Here is a 26,064-nt window from a genome sequence, read left to right on the forward strand (position 1 = left end):
AACCGGACTCCATGTACAGTCGTATCAGCCTGCGGGGGCGGCAGTGCAGTCGCGACACCACTTGAACGGGCCGTGCAAAGTGAGCTGGGAGTAAGATGAGATCAGTCAAATCCCCTCCTGGGTCCCGATCGCGGGCTACTTACCTCGGTTCCGCCCCCGATCCACGCGATGAAGTGCTGGCATGAGCAAGATGAAATGCAGCCGTTCAAATGCATTCTGCCGTGTGCGCGCCACGACAGGAGGCACGGTTATGCTTTTCTGCCTGCTCGGCGCCGCAGCCCAGACCGCTCCCAAAACCGCTCCGAAGACCACACAGATCCTTGTCGAGAACGCAAGCGGTACGCCTTTAGCCGGAGTCGCCGTGCAGATCGTCGACGATTCTGCCCGTGATGCACAGATCGCTACCGTCACAGGCTCGGATGGGCTTGCGATCGTGCACTGCCCCGCTGTCGAGAGTTGCGTTGTTCAGCTGAGCCTGCCGGGATATCTGTCCCAGCGTCAGGCTCTCAATGCGATCGACATCGCTCAGGGATCAACTTTCCAGATCGTCCTAAGCCGGACCATGCAGGAACAGCAGAACGTCACCGTCGAGGGCGATACCGCTGCGCCGCTCGTACAGACAGAAAGCATCCAAGCCGAGCTCGAGATGGAATCGGTGAAAACAACCCCGCTGCGGCCGGCGACGCTCATCGATACGCTGCCTCTCGTCCCGGGTGTCTCCCGAACGCAGGACGGCCGGGTGATCATCGGCGGCATCGGCGAAGCGCACAGCGCGCTTCTGATCAATTCGGTGAATGTAACCGATCCAGCCACCGGCAACTTCGGCTTGAGCGTTCCAGTCGACAGCGTGGAGGAGGTAAAAGTTTCGATCTCGCCGTTCCTGGCGCAATATGGCAACTTCATCTCGGGCGTGGTGAGCGCCGAAACCCGGCGCGGTGGCGAGAAGTGGACCTACAGCCTCAATGATCCCTTGCCCGAATTCCGGATTCGCAGCGGGCATCTCCGCGGACTACGGAGCGCTACGCCGCGGGTGAACGTGAGCGGGCCCGTTCTTGCCAATCACCTGTACCTCCTGGAAGGGGCCGAGGTTCTGATCAACAAGGATCAGGTACGGACGCTTCCCTTTCCGGAAAACCAAATCCGCAGCCAGGCATTCAATTCATTCACGCAGTTGGACGGGATTTTGAACCCGAAGCAGACGATCACCGCCACTTTTCACTTCGCGCCCCACCAGCTGGACCATGCGAATCTCAACTATTTCGATCCACAACCCGTAACACCAAACGCTGCGTACCACGAAGACACAGGAACCGTCCTGCACCGATGGGCACTGGGCAAGGGCCTCTTCACCAGCACCTTTTCCGGGACAAGAGTGGCGGCCACCGTCGCCCCGCAGAGCAGCGGGCAGATGAATCTGACGCCGATCGGCAACTCCGGCACATATTTCGGCCGCGGAACCCGGGAGGCAACACGCTTCCAATGGCTTGAAACCTGGGCTCCCGCCCCGATCGACTGGCATGGCAGGCACCAGCTGGGTGTTGGATCCACCGTGGCACACGCGGAGGATTCCGGTACGTTCTCCGGCTCGCCCGTGCAGATACGCGACGGCTCGGGCAATCTGCTGCGGACGATCAACTTTACAGCGCCTGGATCTTTCGATCTGGCGGACACAGAAACCGCTTTGTACGCTCAAGACCACTGGATGGCCGGGCGCCTCCTTGCACTCGACGTGGGAATACGCGCAGAGACGCAGACGTTGACGCACACCAATCGCGTCGCGCCTCGCGCAGGTTTTACTCTTCTGCCCGCCACCGCATCGCGCATCGCCATTCGCGGCGGAATTGGTGTTTTCTACAGTGAGGTCCCGCTGAATATGTATGCCTTCTCCTCCTATCCCAAGCAGGTGGTGACCACCTACGACGGAAAGGGGAGCATCATCGACGGACCCAGGGAGTTCATCAACCTGACAGGGCAGTCGCACGAATCTGAATTTCCGTTCATCTTGCAACGGAATGTAGGCGGCAACTTCGCTCCGTGCAGTGTCGGTTGGAATGTGGAGGCGGAACGAAGCATGGGCTCCGAAGTCACGCTTCGTGCACAGTACATCCATAACGACCTGCGCAACCAACTCACCCTTGAGCCGATGATTGCGCCGGAAGCGAGCGCTCTTGTCCTCGGGAGCGCGGGAGAAGGCAAACTGCGCCAGGTCGCCCTCACCGCCGGCTTCGGGCATGAGCCAAAGCGCCAATTTTTTGCCTCTTACGTGCATCAGATGGCGCAGGGCAGGCAAACCGACGCAAGCGCTTATCTCGGAGACTTCCCTTTTCCCGTGGTGCGTTCTGCGATTGCTGCGGCAAATCCCGGCGAACTGCCGAATCGCTTTCTTCTGTGGGGCACAGCCGATCTGCCAAAGAGCATGCACATCGCGCCTCATGTCGAGTGGCGCAATGGATTCCCCTTCCAACCAGTCGACGCGCTCAGGCAATACGTGGACCTGACGGGTTCAAGTCAGCCCCGCTTCCCTGCCTTCTTCAGCGCGGATGCGACGGTTTCGAAGGACATCAATCTCAACCCGAAGCATGCTGTCCGGCTGTCTGTCACCGGAATCAACCTGACCGATCACATGAACCCGTTGCAGGTACACGACAACGTCGCTGACCCCCGCTTTGGCTCCTTCTTCGGGAATTACGGACGCCACATCCTTTTCGATTTCGATGTGCTTTTCTGATCTTTTCAATCCATTCCAAACTGCACCCCCCATCCACACTTCTCAAATCCTCGTCTGCAAATCTGCTATTAGACGGATTCTTCTCGCTTGAGATTACGTTTTGGGATATAACAACTCTAACTTTCATTGTGACAATCGACGGCTGGTTCCCCATGGGTCTTGGTTCAGCTCTGAAGTACCGGGGTTGCGGTGCGGTATCGCCGTAAACCACCGGACAATGTGAGATTTGCAAGGTGATCTCTCATGTGCGGAATTGTTGGCTTCACTCATTGCTTTCGCTCTCTGCCCGCTGAAGTACTCACCGACGCCCTAGCGTCCCTGGTTCACCGTGGACCGGACCGGCAGGCGGGGTTCACGACGTCGCACGTTTCTATGGGCGCGGCTCGGCTGCGCATCGTCGACCTGGATCATGGCGATCAGCCGATGCACAGCGACGACGGCTCCTGCACCATTGTCTTCAACGGCGAAATCTACAACCACCACGCGCTACGCGAAGAGCTCAAGCGACTGGGCCGCCGCTTCCGGACCGAATGCGATACCGAAGTGGTCCTCAACGGCTATCTTGAGTGGGGAAACGACTGCTTCCGCCGCTTGCGCGGAATGTTCGCCGTGGCCCTGTGGGTCGAACCAGAACAGCGGCTTGTGCTGGCGCGCGACCGTGCCGGCATCAAGCCGCTCTACTACAAAATTCAAGACAGAGAGATCTTCTTCGGGTCGGAGCTGAAATGCATCTTCGCGCATCCGCGCGTCCAGCGAAGGCTCGACCTCAGGGCCTTGAACTGCTTCTTAAGCCTCAACTACGTCCCTGGCCCTCTCACGCTGGTCGAAGGCATCACGAAATTGATGCCCGGAAATCTACTCGAGTGGAAACACGGCAGCGTCTCGATCGAGTCCTACGTCCCGGCCACTCGCGCTGGGCAGAGTCCGCGCAATCTGGAGGAAGCGAGCGAAGAGCTCGACATGCTTCTTCGCGAGTCAGTGTCGGAAGAAGTGGCAGCTGAAGTACCGATGGGCATCTGGCTGAGCGGAGGGCTCGACTCCTCCACGGTTTTGCATTATGCGGCCGAGCACAGTATTGCACCTCTGAATACCTTCTCGATTACGTTCCGCGGCAAATCCTTCGATGAAGCCAGGTATATCCGCTCGGTGAGCGAGTTCTATGGAACAAACCACACTGAGCTCGATCTTAATGAAGATCTTGATCTGGCCGACATCATCCAGGAGATGAGCTACTACTCCGACGAACCGGGAGCGGATGCGGGCGCAGTTCCCGTGTGGTACCTGGCCAGGATGACGCGGAAGAGTGCGACTGTTGTCCTGACCGGCGAAGGCGCAGATGAGTTATTCGGTGGTTATCTCACCTATCAGGCAAATCGGTACAGACGAGGAGCCAATGCGGTGCCGCGACCGCTGCTGCGCGGCGCACTTCGTTGCGCGAGGATTCTGAAAGCCTCTAACGAAAAGATCGGTTTCGATTACAAGTTGAAGCGCTTCCTGCAAGGTGCATTACTGTCGCCCGAAGCTGCTCACGTCTTCTGGAACGGAACCTTCAGCGAGGATGAAAAACGCGCGCTGTTCCGTTATGCCGACGCCGGCCCGTTGGCAGAGTTGCTGGGACAGATGCGCCCGGGAAAATCAGTAGAGCGCTTCCTTGATTTCGATCAGCGCTACTCCCTTCCCGATGCGCTCCTCTACAAAGTCGACCGAATGAGCATGGCCCACGCCATTGAAGCTCGCCCACCGTTCCTTGACGAACGGATCGTGGACTTCGCATCCCGCCTGCCTGCGGACTTCAAAATTCGTGGCAAGGAAACAAAGGTGGTCCTGCGCCACCTGATGCGAACCCGACTTCCTCGAACGGTGCTGAAAAGGCCGAAGATCGGCCTGGACATCCCGATCCACGAGTGGTTCCGAGGCGTGCTGCGGCCGCTACTCCTTGAAAACCTCAACGAGTCCTCGTTTGAAAACACGGGACTGTTCGACTGGCCCACCGTGCGCACACTAATCGATGAGCACCACAACCGTAAAGCGAACTGGGGGTATCACCTGTGGGGCCTGTTAACGCTCACGCTCTGGATGAAACGTTGGGAGATCGAAGTTCCGGTCGAGACACAGCAGATGGTGACCTCCCCAATCGGCCCCGCGTCGGAGGAATCCTCGTTGCTCTGGCAGCCGGCCTCGTATTCTGCCTGAACGCGATCAGCCCACCGCGGTTGATGGACGACGTCGATGCCGTACAGGCCCAGATTGGCCGCACCATGCTGGAGAGTGGAGACTGGGTCACGGCCCGATTGGATGGCGTCGCGTATCTCGAAAAGTCGCCGCTCATCTACTGGATCATGGCGGCTTCGTTTCGCGTTTTTGGAGTCCATGACTGGGCCGCGCGCCTACCCCTCGCTCTGATCGTCGTCCTGCTCTGCTGGGTCACCTATCAGGTTGGCCGGTGGGCATTCGGTGAACGCGCCGGCATCTACAGTGGCGTGGTGCTCGCGACCTGCGCCGGGCTTTATCTATTCACGCGAATCCTCATCCCTGACGCCGCGTTGACCCTTACGATCACGGTGACGCTTTGGGCCTGGATCCGGCTGCTCGAAGGAGATGAAGCACGGCCACGACGATGGGCCATGCTGATGGGCGTCTCACTTGGCTGCGGGCTTCTGCTGAAAGGGCTGATCGCGGCCGTCTTTCCAGTGTTAACCGGTCTCGCCCACATGGCGCTTGCACGCAAGCTCTTCTCCCGCTCGGCGTGGCGCAGTCTTCACGTATTCACGGTTGTCGCTGTAGCTCTTCTAGTCGCGGTTCCCTGGCACGTTTTGGCTATGCTGGCTAATCCTCCGCTCTTCGCCTTCTCTTTCCATAGCGGGCCCGGAGAGTATCGCGGCTTCTTCTGGTTCTACTTCTTCAATGAACATCTGCTCCGCTTCCTCAACCTCCGTTATCCGCGCGACTACAACACGGTGCCGCGCGCTCTCTTCTGGGCGCTGAACCTCGTGTGGCTCTTTCCTTGGTCCGCGTACCTGCCTGGAGCAGTGAAATTGAGCTATGGCCGTGAGAGCCGCGCCGCCAGCCTTCGCTTGCTCGCCGTCTGCTGGATAGCAGTAGTGATGCTCTTCTTCACCTTCTCGACCACGCAGGAGTACTACTCGATGCCCATTTACCCCGCGATGGCGCTACTGATTGGTTCCTCAATGGCGGATCAAAGATGGACGGCTCACGGATCTCGCGTGCTTGCCGGCTCCTTCGCGCTCTTTTGTGTGGCAATGCTCACAGTCCTCGGGCTGGTCGCGAAGGTTCCGGCACCGGGAGAATTGGCAGCCGCGCTTACCCAGCATCCAGAGATGTACACGCTCTCGCTGGGCCATATGGGCGACCTTACACTCGCGGCATTCGCATACTTGAAGCTGCCGCTCGCGGTTGCCGCCGTCTCCTGCGCCATCTGCGCGGCAGGAGCGTGGTTCACGCGCTTTTCTATTCAGCGCACCGTGGTGTTCCTCGCCATCGGTATGATTCTCTTCTTCCAGGCGGCACGTCTCGCCCTGATCCAGTTCGATCCGTACCTGGGTTCCTACCCGCTCGCGAAGACGTTGTTGGATAGCCCGCCCGGAGGATTGATCGAGGCCGATTCCTACTACAGTTTCTCCTCCGTCTTCTTCTATACAAACCGGAAGGCTCTCCTGCTGAACGGACGGGACAACAATCTTGAATACGGCTCCTACGCCCCAAACGCGCCATCCGTATTTATCGACGACGCCGGCTTCGTCTCCCGATGGGACTCGCAGCAGCGCTACTACCTGCTGATCAACGAGCCCGATCTCGGTCATATCATCGAGCTCGTCGGCAAAGACCATGTGCACCTTGTCAAAGCGAGTAGCGGCAAAGTGCTCGCGTCTAACAGCCTTCTGTGATCGAGTTCCTCACTTCAGCCTGGACGTGAAAGACCTGTTAATCCCCAAAGCCCCGTCACCTCCATTGCTCTACTCGCTCACTGCTGCGAGTTCGAAATTACCGGCTTCGGGATGCAGCAAGTATCCGAAAGGTGTGTCACGGGTTCATTAGGACAGCCTCGAAGATTCGTAGATGCAGCGACGAAACGACGACGACGTTATTCAGTTTGTCGAAGCCGGCTTTCCAGGGCCTTTCAGTTTCGCGCGACGGCAAGTGCGCCTTCTATTCGCAAGTGGACCGCAATGTGCACGACATCGTACTACTTAGGAGTTTTCGCTGAGCCAAGGACAATGGCACCTCGAGAAAAGACGTGCTGCAACCGGTCAGGATTATCAAAGCGCTTCGGCGTAATCTATGCAGACTTCGCAAACCAGAAGCGCACTCCAAGACTCTCCTTTGAACCGCTCGGCATAAGAACGCGTCGGCGGCTCTACGTCAAGGTGAAATGCTTTACCTCACCTGGGTGGTCCGAAAGCCTGTTGCTGGAGACTACAGTCTCTCAGGTTGCCCCAGGAATTCATCGCAGGAAAGAGCTTCTCAGGCGATTCCTCTGAGTTGATTGCAACGATGGTGAACGATTTCTTCAGCCTGGCCCTTCCTACTGCACCTCAGTCATCTGCGTCCAGGTCCCCACCTCTCCCGCCTTCTCCGGGGTGTAATTGGGATCATCGGTGCTGCGGTAATTCCCGAAGCCATCGGTGAAGTGGTACTGGCCGAGGTTGGTGAGCTGAATCGTCCCTCCAGTGCTGGGATCATTGAGAGTATCAACGCCACGGATTAAGTCGTCAGCGTGGTCGAAGCTGCTCCGCGTTGGGCGGCCGCTGGCACCTCCGCCTCCGGTTGCATCGCGGAGCCAGCTGTCGTCGAAGTTGGACGATCGCAAGTTCTGGTCGAATGCATCGATGCTCTTGTTGAACTCGCGTTCCTGCGCCTGCATTTGTGCCATCGCAGCCTGGCGGGCGCGAAGCTGCTCGTAGCCCTGTTGAAGTTTTTGATTGAAGGCGGCGACCATCTGATCGTGGATCCTGGTCGCAAGTTGCTGCCATGGCGGATTGTAGGTCAGCGACTTGGCGATCAGGCAGAAGAAGGGCATACGGTTGTCGAGCGTGCCCGCAGGTGCGCGAAAGCTCTGCAATGCGCGGAATCCCCAGTTGGTCTGCTTGATTGTATTTGCCGCCATGTGGAGCTGACCGACACTTTCTGCTTCGTTGCCGCCCTGGGAGTAGTAGTAAACCCCGAAGAAGGCTTCTTCGATGGACTGGCCGTTCAGGTCGTAGCTCACCTTGATGGCGACGCCGTGATCGTTGGGCCACGGGTTGAGCCTCAACGCCTGTGCCAGCCCCGGCAGATCCTGCTGTCCGACCCATTTAAGATTCTGAGCATCTGTACGCACTTGCTTGATGAAAAGGGCCAGAGCCTTAACGGGTGGTTGCTGAGGCATGCTGATCGCCCCAAGAGGCAGTCGTTCCCCAGGCCGCGCCTGCTTCCCCCGTAGATATTGTCGGTACTGAGGAGGCACTTCAATCGAATCGAGACGAAGCAGAGGATAGGCGAAGTAGGCCTCGGCGTTCGCTGGGTCGTAGCAGTAGCGCTGAAGATGAGCGGGTTTTCGACCCAGTCGTAGTGCCACTCGACCTTACTGTCTAGTTTCCAAGTTTCCGGCAGATGAATGGTGGCCGCCGGAATGTTGCCGTGTACGGAGTCTGGAATGATGCGCTGGACGAATTTTTCTCCGTCAACGCTTACCTGCTTCCTCGGCGACTTGCCGGAGCCAACCGGCGTGCCCGAGGAAGCAGGGGTGGTTGCCGGCATAGAAGGAGAACTCGGGGGAGCAGGAGGAACAACGGCGCTGGATTTGGAGGGCAAACCCGCGGCCTGGCGGCATTGGTCGGATAGCGAGTCTTGATGCTGCTTGAGGCAGGCGATGATGCGCCCCCCGCCAGACTGGACGCCGGCGCATAGCCGAGCAGAATCGCCGGAGCAGCCGGCGCGCAGTGCGTCGAGCGAGGTTGCATTCCCCGACGTCTGGGCGCTGCTGCCTGCAACGCTGGCGATAAGTATGGCGATCATAGACGAACAAATCGTGCGGCTGAGCTTCATCGGGCGCCTCCAGGGTAGAACTTGCTTGCGCAACATTGATTCAGAACGCGGCTGGATTCCTGATTTATGTAGCGACTCACTCAAGAAGCGATTTTTCGAAAGGAAATGCCTCACTAATATGAGCAACCCGGAACCCAGTCCGGCAGCAGCGTCGAGTTCCAGTCGACTCTGCTGCCGAATTGTGGATCGGAACTTCCCCTGGTGGTCTATTTCACAGTCAAAGAGTAGGTTGAGCTGTGAGTAAGTGACCCTGAGGTGGCAGTAACAGTGACTGTGTATGTTCCGGCTGGAGTTTTGGTTCCTCCACCTGCTGTGCCACCGCAGGCGCTCATTGCCACCGTTGCGAGCGTCAATAGCAGCACTGAAAGGGAGCCTACGAGAAGGCCAATCCGTCTGCGATCCCGCGTTGCGACTATCGGAATCAGCAATAGTGATAGCGAGCCGCCTGCAAATGCGATAGCAGCCTTGACGTTGCTCTCGATCGTCATGGTTGTGGTTGAGGCCGCTGTTCCGTTCGGCGTCACAGACGCCGGGCTGAAGTTGCATGTTGAATTTGCAGGAAGGTTTGAGCAAGCGAAAGTCGTCGCTCCGGTGAAGCCATTGACTGGAGTGACGGTCACAGTGGCTGTAGCGGCCGTCCCGGCGTTCACCGACGTGCTTGCCGGCGCAATTGACAAGGTGAAGTCGGGTGCGGGCGGAGCATTCACAACAATGCTGAGAGCCGATGATGTAGAAGTGAGATTGCCGGCGTCGCCCCCGTATGCGGCGGTAGTGGAGTGAGTGCCCACACTGAGCGCCTTTGTGCTGTACGTGGCCTTCCCAGTTGCGTCGAGAGTACCCGTTCCCAGACTCGTGGAGCCGTCCTTGAAAGTGACGGTTCCGGTGGGGACGACCGCCCCGGATACAGGGCTGACAGTTGCGGTGAAGGTGATGTTCGCACCGCTGACGACAGTGGACGCACTGGCCGCGAGCGACGTTGTAGTACCCACAGCCGGGACGCTGATCACGAGTGTTGCTGCGCTGGAAGTGGAACTTGCATCGTTGGCATCGCCACTGTATGCCGCCGTAATCGAGTAGCTGCCCGCTGCAAGGGTGGAAGAAGTGTAGGTCGCACTTCCGGATGAATCCACAGCAACGGCTGCCAGCTGCTTTGTGCCATTGAGAAACGTGATGGTCCCTGTTGGTACGGCGCTTCCGCTGCTGGCCTTCACCTTCGCGGTGAATGCGATTGTCTGGCCAACGGAGGCGGTGGTCGGGGACACGGTAAGCGTAGTGGTTGTGGAATACGGACTGACCACGAGCATTTGCGCGCTCGATGCGCTCGGCGAGTAGTTTCCGTCACCGCCGTAGGATGCCGTCAGCGAATATGTATTCGCCGCAAGGGACGAGGTAGAGAAGGTGGCTGTTCCCGTGTTGTCCAGCGTGCCGGTTCCCAGGCTCGTCGAACCGCTCAGGAAGCTGATCTTTCCGGTAGGTACCACCGTTGCGCCCTGCGGGCCTGAGACTTTGGCATTCAACGTTACTTGCTGTCCGACGGTCGGAGATGCAGGAGAGGTCGTCAGAGCGGTGGTCGAGGGTTGAAGCGACATTACCTTGGCGACGAATGCGTCCGTTCCCCCGCCAGCGTAGGCTTGCTGAAAAGCTCCGGTGGTTGAGAACTGACCGCCAGCGCCGATGGCACCTCCAACGTAGATTCCGCCAGCGGCATCGACCGCGAGGCCGCCAGCCTTCTCAGGCGCATTCCCCGGCCCGCCAAACGTGGAGCCAAAGAGAACCTGCGAACCAGTCGGATTGAATTTCGCAACATAGAGTGTGTTATTCCCCGTTAGCGTGCTCAGGTTGCCTCCTCCGAGCGGCAGTTGGCCTGTTCCTTCGCCGAGAACGTAGACATTGTTGGAAGGGTCCAGAACCACGGGAGCGAGGAAGTAAAGCGGCGCATTCGAACCGACCCCGAAGAATGTCGCCCAGACGAGGCCGGTTCCGCTGGGATTCAGCTTGGCAACGTAGCCGGTCTGATTGCAGTAGGTCGGTACCTGGGTCGGGTCGCAAGTGGTTTGGTAGGCGCCGGCGGTCGCTGGGAAGTCTGCTGCGTGTGTCTCACCAGTGATGTAGACATTCCCGCTGCTATCTGCGGCCAGACCACCCACATCGCCGCCGTAAACCGCGCCCCCGCCGAAGTAGGTGCTGTAGACGAGGGTGCTTCCGCTGGCGGTCACGGGCGCGAATTTGGCGACGTAACCATAGCCGCTGGGAGCAACAAGGATCTGCGGGGTGGCGGGAATGGGGCCGCTGCCCAAGGTGTTGTAAGCACCCGGAGTGGTGATCATGTTCGCCGCAACTGTTCTGCCGCCGATGTAGACGTTGCCGGCAGAGTCGAGCGCAATGGAGGTTCCATAGGTCCCCGCACCGCAGTCGATGGAGCAGCCGCCACCCTTTACAGAGACCGTCCCGTTCTTGTCGCCGAACAGGGTCGAGTACACAAGTGAAGATCCGGTGGCGTTGAAAACGCTCATGAATGCCATATCGATGGGGTTTCCGCCGCCGATATCGGAGATGAGGGCGTCCGACGTTGTGGGGAAGCAGCCATATTGGGCGCCGTAGAGGTATGCTGGTCCGCCACAACCATTGGCCGAGGCGACACCCGTGACATAGGCCTGTCCCGCGCTATCAACAGCAATACCCGTCCCCCACGAAGCGCCTTGTCCACCCAGAAAACTTGAGTAGATCAGGGTTGAGCCGGTTGGATTCAGCTTCAAGGCAAATGCATTTTGTGTGTAGTTGCCGCTTCCCGTGTTGAACGTGCAGCTTGCCACTTCCCCATTGGTGAAATTGTTATACGCAGGCCCGCAGACGGTCTGAAAGGCTCCAGCCGTTACAGGGAAGTCGTTCGTCCCGGCAGCGCCAGTCACGTATGCGTTCCCGGTACTATCCACCGCCAATGCCCAGGCAATGTCGTTTCCGCCCGCTGATCCACCGATGTACGTCGAGTAAAGCAGCTTTGAGCCATCGGGGCTAAATTTCGACACGAATGCCCAGTACTGCCCGCTACCTTTTGTAGTCTTAGACAGCGCAGGCGAAGCGGTCGGGAAATCCAATGAACTGGTCGAGCCGGCTACATATAGGTTGGATTGACCGTCTACGCCGACAGCCTGCGTCGGTTCTGGACTTGGCGAACCGTAGCCCTGATTCACGCTGTTGCCGATGTAGTCGTTCCCAGTACCGCCCAGGTAGCTGAAATAGCTTAGAACGGGATCGATAACCAGTGTCTTTGTGCGATCGTAAGCGCCGAGCGCAAAGTGAACCTCCCGCGCAGTGACGGCGTAGGAAACTGCCACTGGTCTGCGTTCGCCATCAACAATCTGGTAGGCCACCGGCGCCAGGAATTGAACCGGTCTGCCAGATGTCTCGAGTTCCAAGCTTCCATCCTTAACCAGACGTGGTTCAGCGCCGCGAAACGACCAAGCAATTTGAGATGAATCGCCACCCGGCTTCACGACGAAATCGTATTCAAGCTGCCTCTGATTGCCATAGAAGATAAGGTCGATATCGGGATAGGCATCCTTGTATTGCACCTTGCCGTATGTGGCAATACCGGTTCGCCACTTTGCGGGATCGTTGCCGATGAAGTAGTTGACGCGACCCGGCAGAGGCGCGAGACCTGCGACGGAAGACCCCGCATTGGCGCCTAGAAGTTGCATACTCACCGTGTCATGTGAGACGGCGCTGAACGATGAAGTTGCACTTCGCTGGCGCCGGGACAGCGCAAGGGTGACCTCATCTCGCGAGAGCAGAAGTGTGTACCCCAAACCGCGCCCTACGTACTGCACGCCCGAAGCAGTTTGGCCTTGGTTGATCTCGAAACTGATCGGAACCTTGCCATAGCTTTCAGCAAGCTGCGCGCGAGTCGAACTTGTGTCTCCTGCCGCAGACGACTGCGGCGCCAATGGAGGAACTGCGTGCGCGATCCCAGAGGAGAAGAAGTTGACAGTCGCGACCGCAAGGACAATGCAGAAGCAACGCCAGGCGGTGAATCGTGTTGAGAAAAGTTGAAGCGATCGCGCGCGCCGCGCGACATTACCACTGGGCACACCTTTTCCAGCCATCTGACCTCTCCCCATCCGTGAATTGTTTTCGCTGTTCACTTGAGGAGGCGCAAACGCGAGGAAAAATGACTCACGTCACATTTAAAGCGCGACGAATCGCAAGAAATTGATCCGGTGAGTGACTGAATCGAGGGATGATACATTTAAGGCAACATTCCCGGTATCAACATCTTTGGTGAGAGCGTGGAACCCGGTTCGGGCGAAATCACCGTTCTACTTGTGCGCTGGCAAAGCGGCGACGATGCTGTCTTTGAGCAACTGATTCCGCTTGTCTACCCACACCTGAGGCAGGTTGCTGGAGCTTACATCCGACGCGAACGGAACCCCGATCTCCTCCAGCCGACTGTTCTTGTGCACGAGTTGTATCTGAAGCTTGTCGATCAAAAGAAAGTTCAGTACCACGACCGGCAACACTTCTACGCCTTCTCTGCCCGGGTCATGCGCAGGATTCTTATCGACCATGCACGCGGCAATCAGGCAGCCATCCGTGGAGGTGGGAATACCCGTGTTCCTCTCAGCGATGATCTTCCGTGGGTAAGCATCGGAGGTGAAGAGATGCTGGAGTTGAACCGGGCTCTCGATGAGCTAAACGCGCTGGATCCGCGCAAGGTTCAGTTGGTCGAACTTCGCTGCTTTCTTGGCTGTACCGCCGAAGAGACCGCAGCCCTCACTCAGACTTCAAAGGCTACGGTGGATCGCGATATGAAGTTTGCGAAGAGCTGGCTTTACCGCCGTTTGTATCCGCAGTCCGCTTCAATCCCGACTGACTGATGATTCATTTGGGTCCCAGTTTCCGCTTCTAAGAATGACCGATCTCATACGGCAGGTTGATGGCCCATGAGTTTCCCGTCGGAAATGCTCCAGCGGATCGAGCTCATCTTCAATGAGGCACTTGCTGTGCCAGAAGGTGATCGACAGAGCCTGATCGAAGCGCGTTGCCAGGGAGACGCGAAGCTTCTCGTTGAGGTTTCAACTCTGCTTGACGCCTGTGTTGCCGAGGAGATCGTCGCAGCCGCTCGACTCCAACAAACGCGGGACATTCGGGCAAACGACGCAGAACGCATCCGCGTCGGTGCGTACGAAATCGATCGTCTGATAGGGCGCGGCGGGATGGGCGCTGTCTATCTCGCGCACCGCGCCGATGGAAACTTCGAACAGCAAGTAGCAATCAAATTGATCGACCTTCCGCTGGCAACGGACCTTTTCAGGGAACGACTCCGCATGGAGCGTCAGATCCTTGCGGGACTGAATCATCCGTACATCGCGAGGCTAATCGACGGAGGTGTGACTACCGACGGCGAACCGTTCCTCGTCATGGAGTATGTAGATGGCACTCCGATCAATCGCTTCTGTGACGAGAACGCGCTCTCCCTCGCTCAGCGTCTTCTGCTGTTCAGAAACGTATGCGAAGCTGTCCAGTTTGCGCATCAGAATCTGGTCATTCATCGAGACCTGAAGCCGGACAACATTTTTGTAACAGCGGAGGGCACGCCCAGGTTGCTGGATTTCGGAACCGCAAAGCTGCTCTCTCCCTCTCGACCCGGATCAGAAAGCGAACTGACGCGTCAAGGCTTTCAGTCGTTCACGCCTCAATATGCCAGCCCCGAACAAGTGCTCGGCAACGCGATCACCACGGCCTCGGACACATACTCCCTGGGCGTGCTTCTCTATTTGTTGCTGACCGGCAAACTTCCTTACGAACTCAAAGAGTTCACGACATCGGAGATGCTTCGCGTCATATGCGAAGAGCCGCCACACCGTCCGGGGCACGGGAATGGTTTGCATATCGATACGGATCTTGAGGCCATCGCGTTGAAGGCGCTCCGCAAAGAGCCGTCGGAGCGCTATTTGACCGCTCACCAGTTTGCCGCTGATGTACAAGCCTATCTTGATGGGAAGCCAGTTTCAGCGCGGCACGGCACGTACAGTTATCGCGCCGGCAAATTCATACATCGGCACAGGATCGGACTTGCCGCGGCAGGGCTGGTGATTGCAAGCTTGGCCGCGGGAGTCGAAGGCGTGCTCTGGCAGGCCAAAGTAGCCAATGCGGAGCGTCGCAAGGCCGAGGCACAGGCAGCGGATTTACGACAATTGAGCAACAGCCTGCTCTCGGAAATCGATGAAGCCATTCGAAAACTTCCGGGATCAACGGGAGCGCAGCAACTGTTGGTAAGCACGGTGCTGGAGCACCTCGATCGCTCCACAAAAGATTCCCGCGATCCCAAATTGCTTCTCGATGCGGCCACCGCATACATCCAACTTGGAAATGTTCAGGGGAATATGTACTCAGAGCACACCGGAGATACTCAGGGAGCCCTGGCCAGTTTGGATAAAGGCGTCGCGATCACGGCCTCTCTTTTGGAGGAACAGCCCAAGAACGCAGCCGTCAAACACGCGCTGGCGTGGGCCCACAGGTCACGGAGCGAAATTCTGTTTGGGATCGGCCGAACTCAGGAGGCAGTTCCTGAGATGCGGACGGCGATCGCGTTGTTTGATGAACTTGCTGCCGGGCGTGGCTCCAGTCTGGACACGCTACTGGACTCCGCAGCCGCGCACGGCCGCCTCGGCGCTGAACTCGGAGTGCCCTATTGGCCGAGCCTCAGTGATTTTCCAGGCGCTCTCGCCGAGTATCTGAAGGCGCGCGAGATTTACCAGCGCGCTATCGCCGTAGATCCGAACAACATCCGCGTCCTGCAGGCCATGGCCGACAATCACAGGATGGTTGGCGCCATTCAGATGCAGACCGATCCTGCAGGTGCTCTGCCCGAATTGCGTGCGGCCATCAGTGGCATTGACTCCCTGCATGAACAAGCCAAATATGAGATGGCCATCCGGCGGATGCAATCGGGCACAATCGGACCGTACGCGGGAGCACTGATCGAGATCGGCCACTATCGCGAAGCCTTAGCAGCGCTCGAACAGGGCCAGAGCATTTATCGCGAACTCCTCGCCGCTGATCCGAAGAACATTCGGGCCGTCCAGGACGTCGAGGCTGGATTGAGCCGGGAAGCCGAGGCCTATCAGGAACGCGCCTCGGGCATCTTTCCAGAGGAAGGCGCCAACCCTAGAACTGATGCGGCAAATGCCTTGAAGGTTCTGTTAGACCAACGTTCTGTGCTCGAACAGATCCTTCGCGTCGAACCGCATAATGGGAATTGGGAGTCGAAGCTGGGCATGGTGCTGATTGACATTGGCCGCCAGCAACGTGCGTTGCACCTCGAAAATGGGTCACTGGACGTGGAGCAGAGGGGGCTCACGATATTAAAGGAGGTTGCGCAGCGTCCCGATGCGCAGGCCTACCAACTTTTTGACGCGGCCAACGGCCTCATCACGGTCGAACCACCGAGTTTGCGCGAGCCGGCCTTGGCAGTGAAGTACGCGGAGCGCATTGTCGAGAGGAGTTCCTATCACAATCCCGAATTCCTCCTGACGTTGGCGAACGCATACCGCGCCAACGGAGAAACGGAGAAGGCTCGGGCTGCGGCGAAACGAGGGCTGGAGTTGCTACCACCTGAGACATCCACCACGGTAATGTCGCGAGTACGGAAACTGCTGCGCGCTCAGCTGAAGTAGTGAGATCCTCACAGGTGGGCGGGCAGTACTCGGGCAATCTGGTTTGAATGGTGGCGGCGCATCACATCGCCACGATGCATGAATGTTCCAGCACTAAAATCCAGAGGGATCCCGCACAGGCTAGAGAGGAGTATCAGATTCCCGCAGAGACCTATGAGGCACTTGCGGAGCGAAGCAGACACTGTCTCGGCCCCGCACATGCGTACGAATCTGCTGAGTAAAGAGCCATGTCGCTGCGAGAAATGGCAATATTTGGTAAGCTCGGCCTCTTTTCGATCAAGCGCTAGCAATTCAAGGAAAGGTCGTGGCGCAGGATCGCAAAGACAACCGGTCAGCTGTTGAAGTTGGAGGTATAACGGGCTATGTTGAGATTTGTCCGCTGGCACCGACCCTCTTCACGCCAAGACCCTAAATCAAAAAGCGTAGGCGCAAGATGTGTCGATGCGCGCACACTCGGCAAGCGCTTTGCAGTCTCGCAGCCGCATACCGGATTCACAATGGGTGAGAAAAGCCCTTCAGAAGAGATCACGACCCTTGCGATCCATCGAGATTCGCCTGAAAAACAACCGTGTAGGCTCCACGCACCGCAACAACAACGCGAATGTGGTGCGCATTTGAATCCTGTTCCGAATCGCTCCCCATTCTCGTTCCGACTCTTCTGCAGTTTGCGCATTTTTCGGCCGGGGGTTGCAGGCCAAAACGGAGGGTCCAAGTGAAGGTAAGTACTTGAAACTAGGGGAAGTGGAGATTGACTGGCGGACGAGGCGGGAATCGAACCCACAACCCCCGGCTTAGAAGGCCGGTGCTCTATCCGATTGAGCTACTCGCCCGCTTTCGTTATTGTAGCGTCGAAATGGCTGGCCCCAAACCTCGTTAGTAACACGTACGCGAGCTGCGCAGGTGCCGTGTGCAGATGCGTGAGTGCCAAGTGCGGACTACGCGGGTGCGAAATGCAGACTGCGTGGGTGCCAGGTCGGGATCGTCTGACCGGTCGCGGGCCGCTCGTGACACTCCAGGTGGTCGCCCGCTTTTTCCTCATCAAAACGGAGTGTGCGGCGTGCGCCGTCAGCTTAGCCGCCTTTTCTAGTATCGAAAGATGTCACGCTTCTCCGAGCTCATCGCTCCTGCTGCCCCGACGAAAGCTGATCTGCGAGAGCGGCGCTGGATCTTTGTTCCCTACGACCGGTTCACCGATCGAGTGGGTCCGATTGCCGCGCAGGATGCCAACCTGACCGGCATCGTGATCGTCGAATCGACGAATAAGGGGCATCGCCGCGCTTACCACAAGAAGAAACTGGTTCTGCTGATTTCGAACATGCGCCACTTTGCGCTCGAACAGGCGGAGCGCGGAGTCAAGGTCGTCTACCACTTCTCGGAGTTGAGCCATGGACAGGCGCTGGTGCAGTTGCAGAGACAAGGTAAGATTCCCCAACTGGTATGCATGACGCCGGCGGAGAGAGAGCTGCGTCTCGATCTGCAACAAGCGATCGGAGACGGACTGAAGATCAAATTCGTGGAGGATTCGACATGGCTATCGAGTATCGAGGATTTCGTCTTGGTGTATGGCAAGTACGCCGCTGGGAAGAGCTATGTGATGGACCGGTTTTATCGCAAGATGCGGCAGCAGACCGGAATCCTGATGCAAAATGGTCGGCCGGTAGGCAAGCAATTCTCGTTTGACGCGGAGAATCGGAAGCCCTGGCGTGGAGATCCGGCGGTGCCGGAGAAATTGCAGTTCCCACCGGACGAGATCACGCAAGAGGTGATCGATCTGGTCGCGTCAACGTATGGGAATCACTTCGGCAGCATTGAAGGTTTTGACCTGCCGGTGACGCAGGAGGATTGCGATCGGATGTGGCGGCATTCTCTGGCGCATATGCTGCCCTATTTTGGGCCGTACGAAGATGCGATGCGCGACGACGCGCCGCGCCTGTTTCACAGCCAGGTGTCGGCGCTCGTGAATCTGGGGCGGCTGCTTCCCGCTGCGCTGGTGCGCGATGTTGAGCAGGCGGCTAGCAAAGGAAAGATCCCGCTGGCGAGCGCGGAGGGATTCATCCGCCAGCTTCTCGGCTGGCGCGAGTTCATGCGGCACATTCATCAGCAGACCGATGGGTACCGGCTGGTCGAAGCTCCGCATGAAGAAGGCAAGCCGCGCAGCACGAGCCGTCAACCGCTCATCGGCGCGGCTCCCGCGGCGCTGCACGCGTCACTTCCCTTGCCGGCTGCGTACTGGGGCGTGAAGTCGGGGCTGCATTGCCTGGATACGGTCGTCGAGCAGGTTATTGATGAGGGATGGTCGCACCACATTACGCGGCTGATGGTTCTGTCTAACCTGGCTACGCTTTGCGGATTCTCTGCGCGAGAACTCACGGACTGGTTCTGGATCGCCTACGTAGATGCCTATGACTGGGTGGTGGAGACCAACGTGCTGGGAATGGGAACCTATGCCGATGGTGGCGTGACTGCCACCAAGCCTTATGTCTCGGGAGCCGCCTACATCAATCGAATGTCGAACTATTGCGGACACTGCCGGTTCGATCCGAAGCAATCGACGGGATCGGATTCGTGCCCTTTCACCGCACTCTACTGGACCTTCCTGGAGCGGAATCGCGACGTGCTCGGGAACAACTTCAGGCTGCAGATGCCCTACCGGACTCTGGACCGTAAACCGCATGAGGAACTGGTGGAACTGAGGGCGCGTGCCGAAGGCGCTGTCGAGCATCTCCTGAGCTTCTCCCGTCCGGTCTATTGAACTTTGTCCGTTGCAGCGGAAGGACTTACGGTCGAGGATGCGTGGAATGGCTCGGCAGAGCGCCCAGTACGGCCCTAGATTGCCAACCTGCCCGGGAGGGCGGGCATCGTACATTGAATGGGCTGCAGAGGTTCCGGCGGACGTGTCTCGGCTGGTCCCGGCTCAGCGAGGACAATTAATTTCTGTGAGAGGATAGTTTTAGCGGGATGAGACGTGTGCCTCAGTTGCCGGCTGCACGATGGATAGGGCGCCTTGAAACTACGGCGCAAGTCCTTGAACGAAAAGCCGCGGACCGTGAAAGTTATCGGACAAAACGGAACCACCGTCGCTACTCCAATTCTCTCCGGATGCGTTTTAGACTAATGAAGCTCTGGTTTCTCCGCGCACCTTTGATGTTGCGCCCTGTTCTTATCGCTGGTTGTCTGTTCCTTCTGCTTGCATCGTCTGCCGGTGCTGCGCGAATCAACCCGGTGCGCGATGGCGCCCACCCTTCCAAGCACGCGAAGCATACCGCCAAGGCTGCGCAGCACACCTCGCGCAGCAAGGTGAGCAGTGCGCGAACAAAGACGGCAACCCGCCGGACCACCCGGTCTGCCCGTTCGACTGCGTCGGTTCGCAAGCCCGCAGTTCCGGGCCGCCATCTGCGTCGTGCGAGATATGGCCGGCACTCGAGGGCCCGGTTCGTTCCGTTAGCGACCGTGCCGATCCGCCACTCCGCTGCACAATCTGATTTCTCGTCCAACGGTTCGGTTCCTGACTCAGGTGCACCGACGTCTGCGGCGGCTGCCCCTGCCGGAAATACGGTCGCGGTCGCGGCTGCGGGAGACTCCTCAACGGCTCGTGCGAGCGAAGAAGCATTTGCCGTTGGCCAGATCGCCTCGCTCGATGTGCCCCGCGTCTACGGCCGCTACGCACTTCGCGGCACGCATGACTCGCTGGTGCGCCAGAATGAGCGGGTCGAGCTAGAGTCTCTGGAACGGATCGAAGACGACAACGATCTGCAGAACCGGATTGCGAGCGGCTCGCTGGTTCATGTGCCGGAGGCTGCGGGTCTGATCGTAAATCCTGGCCTGCCTGAAGATCGCCGCTACTGCCGCCAGTGGACAGCCGACTTCCTGAGCGACCTGTCGCGCGCGCATGAAGCACAGTTCCACAAACCGCTGATCGTCAGCTCCGCGGTTCGCACCGTGGAATTCCAGAAGCATCTGATGCGGGTGAACCACAACGCGGCAGATGCGGAGGGCGACATCGTGAGCCCGCATCTCACCGGTGCAACGATCGATATCGCTAAATCCGGTCTGTCGCGACGCGAGATGCAATGGATGCGCGATCATCTGTTCGCTTACCAGACTGCCGGTGTGATCGACGTTGAGGAAGAGTTCCGCCAACGCTGCTTCCACATCACGGTGTACAAGAACTACTCGCCGGCTTCATCGCCTGCAGGTCCGCACCATGCGCCGGTGCCGCAGACGGTGCCGCCGGATCCGTCGACAGCCACGGTTTCTGACGAGGCGCCGAGCAACAAGTAGCCGGACTCGCCCAGTCATCTCGCAATTTCATTTCTTATCTCTACGGGAAGCGTTACAATCGCGGGCGAATGCGGTTGTAACGCTTTCGTACTTTTGAATGCAGAATCTGCGAGGACAGATATGAGCGATTCAGCAGTTCAGCCAGTGGCAGAAGTGGCAACGGGCCTTTCGCAAGGCCAGCGCTTGATGAACATGTTCACGGCGCCGTCGAAGACCTTTCAGGACATCAAGGCCGGCCATAGGAGTTGGTGGCTGCCGTTCATCATCTATGCGGTGCTTGGCTTTGCGTTCTACGGTGTGGTGAACGCGAAGGTCGGCATGCGCCAAGTGAGCGAGAACCAGGTCAAGCTCAGTCCCAAGACAGAAGAACAGATGGCGCAGCTTACGCCTGAGCAGCGCGAGCAGCGGATGAAGATCTCGACTGCCATCACGCAGGGCATCTTTCTTGCCGGGCCAGTCTTTATTCTGGTGATGGGCGCGGTGATCTCGGCCGTCCTTCTCGCAACAATCAATTTTGTTTTTGGAGGAAAGGCGAGCTTCGGCAGCATCTTTGCGGTCTGGATGTACGCGATGATGCCCTCGTGCATCAAGACAATACTTGGAATCGTGGTGCTGTTCGCCGGGACGGCGCCAGATTCATTCAATATCAAGAACTTCGCTCCGACGAATCTCGCAGCGTTCATGAATCCGATGGAGACGAATCCGGGTCTTTACAGCCTTCTGACCTCGATCGATTTTGTGACCATCTGGACGCTCGCGCTGGTTGGGATTGGCGTTGCGATCGTCGCGGGCACGAAGCGTACGTCTGGTTATATCGCCAGCTTTGGATGGTGGGGTCTGATCGTAATCGTCGGGGCGGGATTGACGGCAGCCTTCAGCTAATTGTCGGAAATTTGACAACAGAAAGGCGCACATCGCAGGATGTGCGCCTTTCGCTTTCTGATGCCCGGTCCCGGTTTCCTACTCGCTGCCCTCATTCCACCTGCGCATAATCAGCGTAGCGTTGATTCCGCCGAAGCCGAACGAGTTCGAAAGCGCGACGTCGAAGTTGTGGTTGATGGCATTGTTGGGAACGTAGTCCAGCTTGCACTCCGGATCGACGTTGTCGAGGTTGATGGTCGGCGGGAGCACCTGGTTGATGAGCGAGAGAACCGTGATGCCGGCTTCGAGCCCGCCGGCTCCGCCGAGCAGGTGGCCGGTCATCGACTTGGTGCCGCTGATCTTCAGCTTGTGGCTTGTGGCATGTTCGCCGAAGACGATCTCGATGGCCCGTGATTCGTTGCCGTCACCAGCGGGGGTGGAGGTGGCGTGTGCGTTGATGTAGCCCACGTCTTCCGGCTTGATGCCCGCATCGTTCAGCGCGGCACGCATGCTGCGCTGCGCTCCTGCACCTTCAGGGGCGATGCCCGTCATGTGATACGCGTCGGCGCTCATGCCGTAGCCGATGACTTCGGCCAGGATTTTTGCGCCACGCCTCTTCGCGAATTCCAACTCCTCGAGTATGAGGATGCCGGCGCCTTCGCCGATGACGAAGCCATCGCGATCCTTATCGAAGGGACGGCTGGCCTTGGTCGGCTCATCGTTGCGCGTGGAAAGCGCGCGCATCGAAGCGAATCCGCCAACGGAAAGCTGCGTGACCGCCGCTTCCGATCCGCCTGCGATCATCGCATCGGCGTCGCCGTGCATGATCATGCGCACGGAGTCGCCAATGGAGTTGGCGCTCGTTGCGCATGCGGTTGCGGTGGCCGAGATCGGCCCACGCGCACCATAGCGAATGCTCAACTGGCCGGCTGCCATATTGATGATCGTCGCGGGAATGAAGAAAGGCGATATTCTGCGCGGGCCGTCTTTCAGCAGGGTCGCGTGTTCGCGTTCGATGATCTCGAACCCGCCGATTCCGGAGCCGATAAAGACGCCCACCCGATCGCCGTTTTCCTCGGTGATCTTGAGGCCGGATTGCTCCAGCGCTTCCTGTGCGGCTGCGAAAGCGAAATGAATGAAGCGCGCCATCTTCCGCGCTTCTTTCTTGTCGACGAAATTTAACGGGTCAAAGTTTTTGACCTCGGCGGCAAAGGTGACAGGAAAGCCGGTTGTATCGAAACCTGTAATCGGCCCCATACCGCTGGCGCCGGCGACGAGTTTCTCCCAAACCTCCTGCGCGGTATTGCCCACACCGCACACCAGCCCGAGGCCGGTGATCACGACTCTACGATTCACCGGCTACTTGCCTTTCGCGTTCTTCTCGATGTAGTCAATCGCGTCCTTGACGGTCTTGATCTTCTCAGCATCTTCGTCGGGAATTTCGAGGTCGAACGCCTCTTCAAACTGCATCACAAGCTCAACAACGTCCAGCGAATCTGCGCCGAGATCCTCCTGGAAGCTAGCGCCGGGCGTGACCTCTGCCTCGTCCACCTGCAGTTGCTCGACGATGATCTGCTTAACTTTTTCTTCTACCGCCATGCCTGATTCTCCTCAGTTTCAATTACCAAATCTGAAAGCCTGCGACCAAAGTGAACCGCAGTACGCCTGCCTACAATACCGGCAGACGGCACACTGACACAACCGCCGGACGAACAAAAGCTTCGCCAGCCCCGAAACTCCAAGTCTAAAGGTCCGCCCCCGGTGTGTAAAGCAGAGCAGAGTGGAAATAAATCAAGCACCTGCGCCTAGATGCGGGCTGATTTGTCCGGGTCGTAACTGATGCGGGACCGGTGATAGAAAAGCTAAGTTTCAGCCCACAATTGCACAGCAGAAAGGCGTAGATTAGGCGAAGATAGCTGGAGGGGTTCCCCATGCAGGCTCTCTTCGTTGGTATCGCGATTGTCGCCGGGCTGGTAATCGGCTTTGTCATCCGTGCGGCCTCGGCGCGCAGAGAGTCGGCGCTGCTGGAGCAGCGGAATCGCGAGGCCTTCGATGCGCTGAATGCGCTGCAGCGCCAGCTCGCGCAGGCTCAATCCGAGTCCGCTGCACGCGCCGGGTTCGAGTCGGTGGCAGCAGAGCGCGCGGCGACCATTACGCACCTCAATTCCGAAGTGGCGAACGTCCGCGCCGATCTCGACTACAAAGCTGCGAACGAGACGACTCTGCGCGCGCGCATCAGCCAGCTTGAAGCGGAGCTGACCAACGAACGCAAAAACCTGGGCGAGAAAGTCGAGCTGCTGGAGACGGCGAAAAAGAGCCTCTCCGATCAGTTCCAGACTCTCGCTGCCGACATCCTCGAAACGAAATCGAAGACTTTCTCGGAAGGCAGCCAGAAGGAACTTGGGAACCTGCTTTCGCCGCTGCGCGCGCAAATCGAAGAATTTCGGAAGAAGGTTGAAGAGGCGCAGTCGGACTCGAAGACCGGGGTTACCAAGCTCGAGACGCTGATTGGCACGCTCGGCACTCTGAACGAACAGCTCACCGAAGAGGCGCGTAACCTGACTACTGCGTTGCGCGGCTCCGCCAAGACACAGGGCGACTGGGGCGAGTTCATTCTGCGCGATCTGCTCGACAAGGCCGGCCTGCGCGAGGGGGAGCAGTACGCGTTTCAGCAGTCGTTCGCCGGTGTAGAGAGCGAAACGGGCGAGCGCGGACGCACGGTCCGGACGGACGTAATCGTGTATCTGCCCGGCGGCCGCCATCTCGTCATTGACTCGAAGGTCTCGCTCACCGCGTACACCGACTGCGTGGGCGCCGCGGATGAAGAAGCGCGCAAGAGCGCGATGAAGGCTCATCTCGCCAGCATGCGCGGCCACATCGCGGGGCTTTCAAAAGCGGGATATGACAGACTGCCGGGCATCGAAGCGCCTGATTTTGTGGTGATGTTCGTTCCCGTCGAGCCGGCCTTCCTCATGGCATTCCAGGCGGACAGCGAGCTCTGGGCCGACGCTTACAAGCAGGGCATTCTCCTTGTCGGGCCGACGACGCTGCTCTACGTGATTCGCATCATCAACGTCCTCTGGCAGCAGGAGCGCCAGGCGAAGAATGTGCGCGAGATCATGGATCGCGGAACAAAGCTTTATGAGAAGTTCGCGGGGTTCGTCACCGATATGGACGTGATCGGCGACAACCTGCGCAAGGCCGACCAGAGCTACAGCAGTGCGATGAAGAAGCTCGCTGAAGGACCGGGGAACCTGATCGGGCAGGTCGAAAAGCTGAAAGAACTCGGCATCCGCACCAACAAGTCGATTCCCAGGAAGCTGCTGGACCGAGCCGCCGTGGATCAGGCGGAGCTGGCGCTCAGCGCCGAGGCCGAGGTCGCCGAGGGTACCGGCCAAGCATGATCCGGGTAGTTGAGCCGTAAGTCCTTGACCTGAAAAGCGGCCGTCAGCGCTACTTACCAAGGTTTCGCGTGCCACAAGCCCTGATCGCCTCTTGCGCGTCGTTTGCCCGTACTCTTGTGATAGAGGACTGTGCACGCGATGGGGAGCCATGCGATACCTTACGCTGTAGTTGCGCTTGCCATTGCCGCTGTCTGCCTCGCCGCAGGTTTCGCCTGGGGCCGTTCCAACGTAAAAGCGCAGATTGAGAACGCGGTCGAGAAGGAGCATGTGGCCCTCGATGCTCGCGAATTTGCGATGCGAACGCAGCTTGAAGACGCGATTGCAGAGGTGGCAAAGCTTCGCCCCGTCGCGGATGAACTCGGCCGGGTGCAGAAGCGTCTCGAGCGCGAGCAGGCCAAGTACGCGCAATTGAAGGCGGAGTTCGACTCCGCGATGGGCGTCACTCCCGAGACCTCCCCTGCGGAGGACTCCGAAGCGGAGACTGTTTCGAGCTCGGAGTCCGCCGATGAGGCCATCCAGAAACTGCTTCAGTCTCTCGAGGTCTTCAACGATCCGGATGCTCCGGCTGCCGGTGAATCGGCGCCGGTAGCCGCTGCGGCTCCAGCGAATTCCGCGCCGGCCCCTCCGGTGCCCGCGAAGACGGTGCCCGCTTCTGCGGTCGCGACCAAGCCGCCTGTTGCGGCGCCTCCGGTACCTTCGCGATCAGTGGAAGCGCCCCGGCCCACTCAGCCTCCGAAGCCGGTGGAAGTGACGCGACCCGCCGCTCCTCCTCGGCCGGTCGTGCCTCCTGCGAGAGTGCAGGTCCCGATGCCGCCACCCGCTGCGAGACCCGCCGCACCCGCCGCGTCGGTTCCTGTGGCGCAGCCGCTGCCTCCGGCGCCCCAGCCGCAGAAGGCCGCTCCCGCCGAGCCGCGCATGCCGGTGCCAAATGCTCCCGCCAAGCCTGCTGGTGCGCCGCCCGCGAAGTCTGGACAGAAGGTGGATGAGTGGCAGGAATTTGCGCGTGAACTCGAAGCCCTGACCGGCAAGAAGAAGCAAGCCTGATCGACGCAGTCTTCTCAGCGGAGAG

General features: G+C 58.8%; 14 protein-coding genes and 1 tRNA gene. 10 read left to right on the plus strand and 5 right to left on the minus strand.

Going from position 1 to position 26,064, the window contains the following annotated elements:
- The first annotated feature begins 250 nt into the window (after positions 1 to 250).
- The 3 genes from DHV10_RS14615 (at position 251) to DHV10_RS14625 (ending at position 6,633) form a co-directional block, all read left to right on the plus strand.
- Positions 251 to 2,728, plus strand: coding sequence for a TonB-dependent receptor (locus tag DHV10_RS14615; protein WP_162601549.1), 2,478 nt, complete (start codon positions 251 to 253; stop codon positions 2,726 to 2,728).
- Positions 2,729 to 2,971: 243 nt separating this feature from the next.
- A complete protein-coding gene (gene asnB / locus DHV10_RS14620; RefSeq protein WP_109487083.1) occupies positions 2,972 to 4,921 on the plus strand; it encodes an asparagine synthase (glutamine-hydrolyzing) in 1,950 nt (649 codons plus the stop codon).
- Between the two features lie 23 nt (positions 4,922 to 4,944).
- Positions 4,945 to 6,633: an ArnT family glycosyltransferase gene (locus DHV10_RS14625; RefSeq protein WP_109487084.1), complete on the plus strand. Its 1,689-nt coding sequence runs from the start codon at positions 4,945 to 4,947 to the stop codon at positions 6,631 to 6,633.
- A 638-nt stretch (positions 6,634 to 7,271) separates the two neighbouring features.
- Here DHV10_RS14625 and DHV10_RS14630 read toward each other — a convergent pair.
- Both DHV10_RS14630 and DHV10_RS14635 read right to left on the minus strand, forming a co-directional pair.
- Positions 7,272 to 8,303, minus strand: a complete 1,032-nt coding sequence (locus DHV10_RS14630; protein WP_162601550.1) for a hypothetical protein — start codon at positions 8,301 to 8,303, stop codon at positions 7,272 to 7,274.
- Positions 8,304 to 8,979: 676 nt separating this feature from the next.
- Complete coding sequence (locus tag DHV10_RS14635) at positions 8,980 to 12,891, minus strand: DUF7948 domain-containing protein (protein ID WP_109487086.1); 3,912 nt, start codon at positions 12,889 to 12,891, stop codon at positions 8,980 to 8,982.
- Between the two features lie 168 nt (positions 12,892 to 13,059).
- Here DHV10_RS14635 and DHV10_RS14640 point away from each other — a divergent pair, with 168 nt between their 5' ends.
- Positions 13,060 to 13,647 carry a sigma-70 family RNA polymerase sigma factor gene (locus DHV10_RS14640; protein WP_162601552.1) on the plus strand — a complete coding sequence of 196 codons (588 nt, stop codon included), beginning with the start codon at positions 13,060 to 13,062 and terminating at the stop codon, positions 13,645 to 13,647.
- Between the two features lie 66 nt (positions 13,648 to 13,713).
- On the plus strand, positions 13,714 to 16,449 hold the full coding sequence (locus DHV10_RS14645; RefSeq protein ID WP_109487088.1) for a serine/threonine-protein kinase: 2,736 nt from the start codon (positions 13,714 to 13,716) through the stop codon (positions 16,447 to 16,449).
- A 753-nt stretch (positions 16,450 to 17,202) separates the two neighbouring features.
- Here the strand turns inward: DHV10_RS14645 and DHV10_RS14650 are convergent.
- Positions 17,203 to 17,279, minus strand: a tRNA-Arg gene (locus tag DHV10_RS14650).
- Positions 17,280 to 17,545: 266 nt separating this feature from the next.
- Between DHV10_RS14650 and DHV10_RS14655 the strand changes: the two genes are divergently transcribed.
- The 3 genes from DHV10_RS14655 to DHV10_RS14665 all read left to right on the plus strand — a co-directional run bounded on the left by DHV10_RS14655 (position 17,546) and on the right by DHV10_RS14665 (position 21,612).
- Positions 17,546 to 19,201, plus strand: coding sequence for a cryptochrome/photolyase family protein (locus DHV10_RS14655; RefSeq protein WP_109487089.1), 1,656 nt, complete (start codon positions 17,546 to 17,548; stop codon positions 19,199 to 19,201).
- Between the two features lie 362 nt (positions 19,202 to 19,563).
- Positions 19,564 to 20,730 carry a DUF5715 family protein gene (locus DHV10_RS14660; RefSeq protein WP_109487090.1) on the plus strand — a complete coding sequence of 389 codons (1,167 nt, stop codon included), beginning with the start codon at positions 19,564 to 19,566 and terminating at the stop codon, positions 20,728 to 20,730.
- Between the two features lie 120 nt (positions 20,731 to 20,850).
- Positions 20,851 to 21,612, plus strand: coding sequence for a Yip1 family protein (locus tag DHV10_RS14665; RefSeq protein WP_109487091.1), 762 nt, complete (start codon positions 20,851 to 20,853; stop codon positions 21,610 to 21,612).
- Positions 21,613 to 21,690: 78 nt separating this feature from the next.
- On the opposite strand, the gene fabF is transcribed toward DHV10_RS14665, so the two are convergent.
- Together fabF and acpP are read right to left on the minus strand one after the other, a co-directional pair.
- Positions 21,691 to 22,947 (minus strand): beta-ketoacyl-ACP synthase II, encoded by a 1,257-nt coding sequence (gene fabF, locus DHV10_RS14670; RefSeq protein WP_109487092.1) that lies wholly within the window; start codon positions 22,945 to 22,947, stop codon positions 21,691 to 21,693.
- Positions 22,948 to 22,950: 3 nt separating this feature from the next.
- Positions 22,951 to 23,190 carry an acyl carrier protein gene (gene acpP, locus DHV10_RS14675; protein ID WP_109487093.1) on the minus strand — a complete coding sequence of 80 codons (240 nt, stop codon included), beginning with the start codon at positions 23,188 to 23,190 and terminating at the stop codon, positions 22,951 to 22,953.
- A gap of 332 nt (positions 23,191 to 23,522) precedes the next feature.
- Between acpP and DHV10_RS14680 the strand changes: the two genes are divergently transcribed.
- Both DHV10_RS14680 and DHV10_RS14685 read left to right on the plus strand, forming a co-directional pair.
- Positions 23,523 to 24,995, plus strand: coding sequence for a DNA recombination protein RmuC (locus DHV10_RS14680; protein ID WP_109487094.1), 1,473 nt, complete (start codon positions 23,523 to 23,525; stop codon positions 24,993 to 24,995).
- Between the two features lie 138 nt (positions 24,996 to 25,133).
- Entirely contained in the window at positions 25,134 to 26,039 is a 906-nt protein-coding gene (locus DHV10_RS14685; protein WP_109487095.1) for a hypothetical protein, read from the plus strand.
- Positions 26,040 to 26,064: the final 25 nt, after the last annotated feature.

It is taken from the genome of Occallatibacter savannae, from assembly GCF_003131205.1.
GTDB classification, from domain to species: Bacteria; Acidobacteriota; Terriglobia; order Terriglobales; family Acidobacteriaceae; genus Telmatobacter; species Telmatobacter savannae.

Coding starts and splice junctions, on each gene's coding strand:
- DHV10_RS14615 (WP_162601549.1), top strand. CDS start 251: ATGCTTTTCTGCCTGCTCGGCGCCGCAGCCCAGACCGCTCCCAAAACC.
- asnB (WP_109487083.1), top strand. CDS start 2,972: ATGTGCGGAATTGTTGGCTTCACTCATTGCTTTCGCTCTCTGCCCGCT.
- DHV10_RS14625 (WP_109487084.1), top strand. CDS start 4,945: ATGGACGACGTCGATGCCGTACAGGCCCAGATTGGCCGCACCATGCTG.
- DHV10_RS14635 (WP_109487086.1), bottom strand. CDS start 12,891: ATGGGGAGAGGTCAGATGGCTGGAAAAGGTGTGCCCAGTGGTAATGTC.
- DHV10_RS14645 (WP_109487088.1), top strand. CDS start 13,714: ATGAGTTTCCCGTCGGAAATGCTCCAGCGGATCGAGCTCATCTTCAAT.
- DHV10_RS14655 (WP_109487089.1), top strand. CDS start 17,546: ATGTCACGCTTCTCCGAGCTCATCGCTCCTGCTGCCCCGACGAAAGCT.
- DHV10_RS14660 (WP_109487090.1), top strand. CDS start 19,564: ATGAAGCTCTGGTTTCTCCGCGCACCTTTGATGTTGCGCCCTGTTCTT.
- DHV10_RS14665 (WP_109487091.1), top strand. CDS start 20,851: ATGAGCGATTCAGCAGTTCAGCCAGTGGCAGAAGTGGCAACGGGCCTT.
- acpP (WP_109487093.1), bottom strand. CDS start 23,190: ATGGCGGTAGAAGAAAAAGTTAAGCAGATCATCGTCGAGCAACTGCAG.
- DHV10_RS14680 (WP_109487094.1), top strand. CDS start 23,523: ATGCAGGCTCTCTTCGTTGGTATCGCGATTGTCGCCGGGCTGGTAATC.
- DHV10_RS14685 (WP_109487095.1), top strand. CDS start 25,134: ATGGGGAGCCATGCGATACCTTACGCTGTAGTTGCGCTTGCCATTGCC.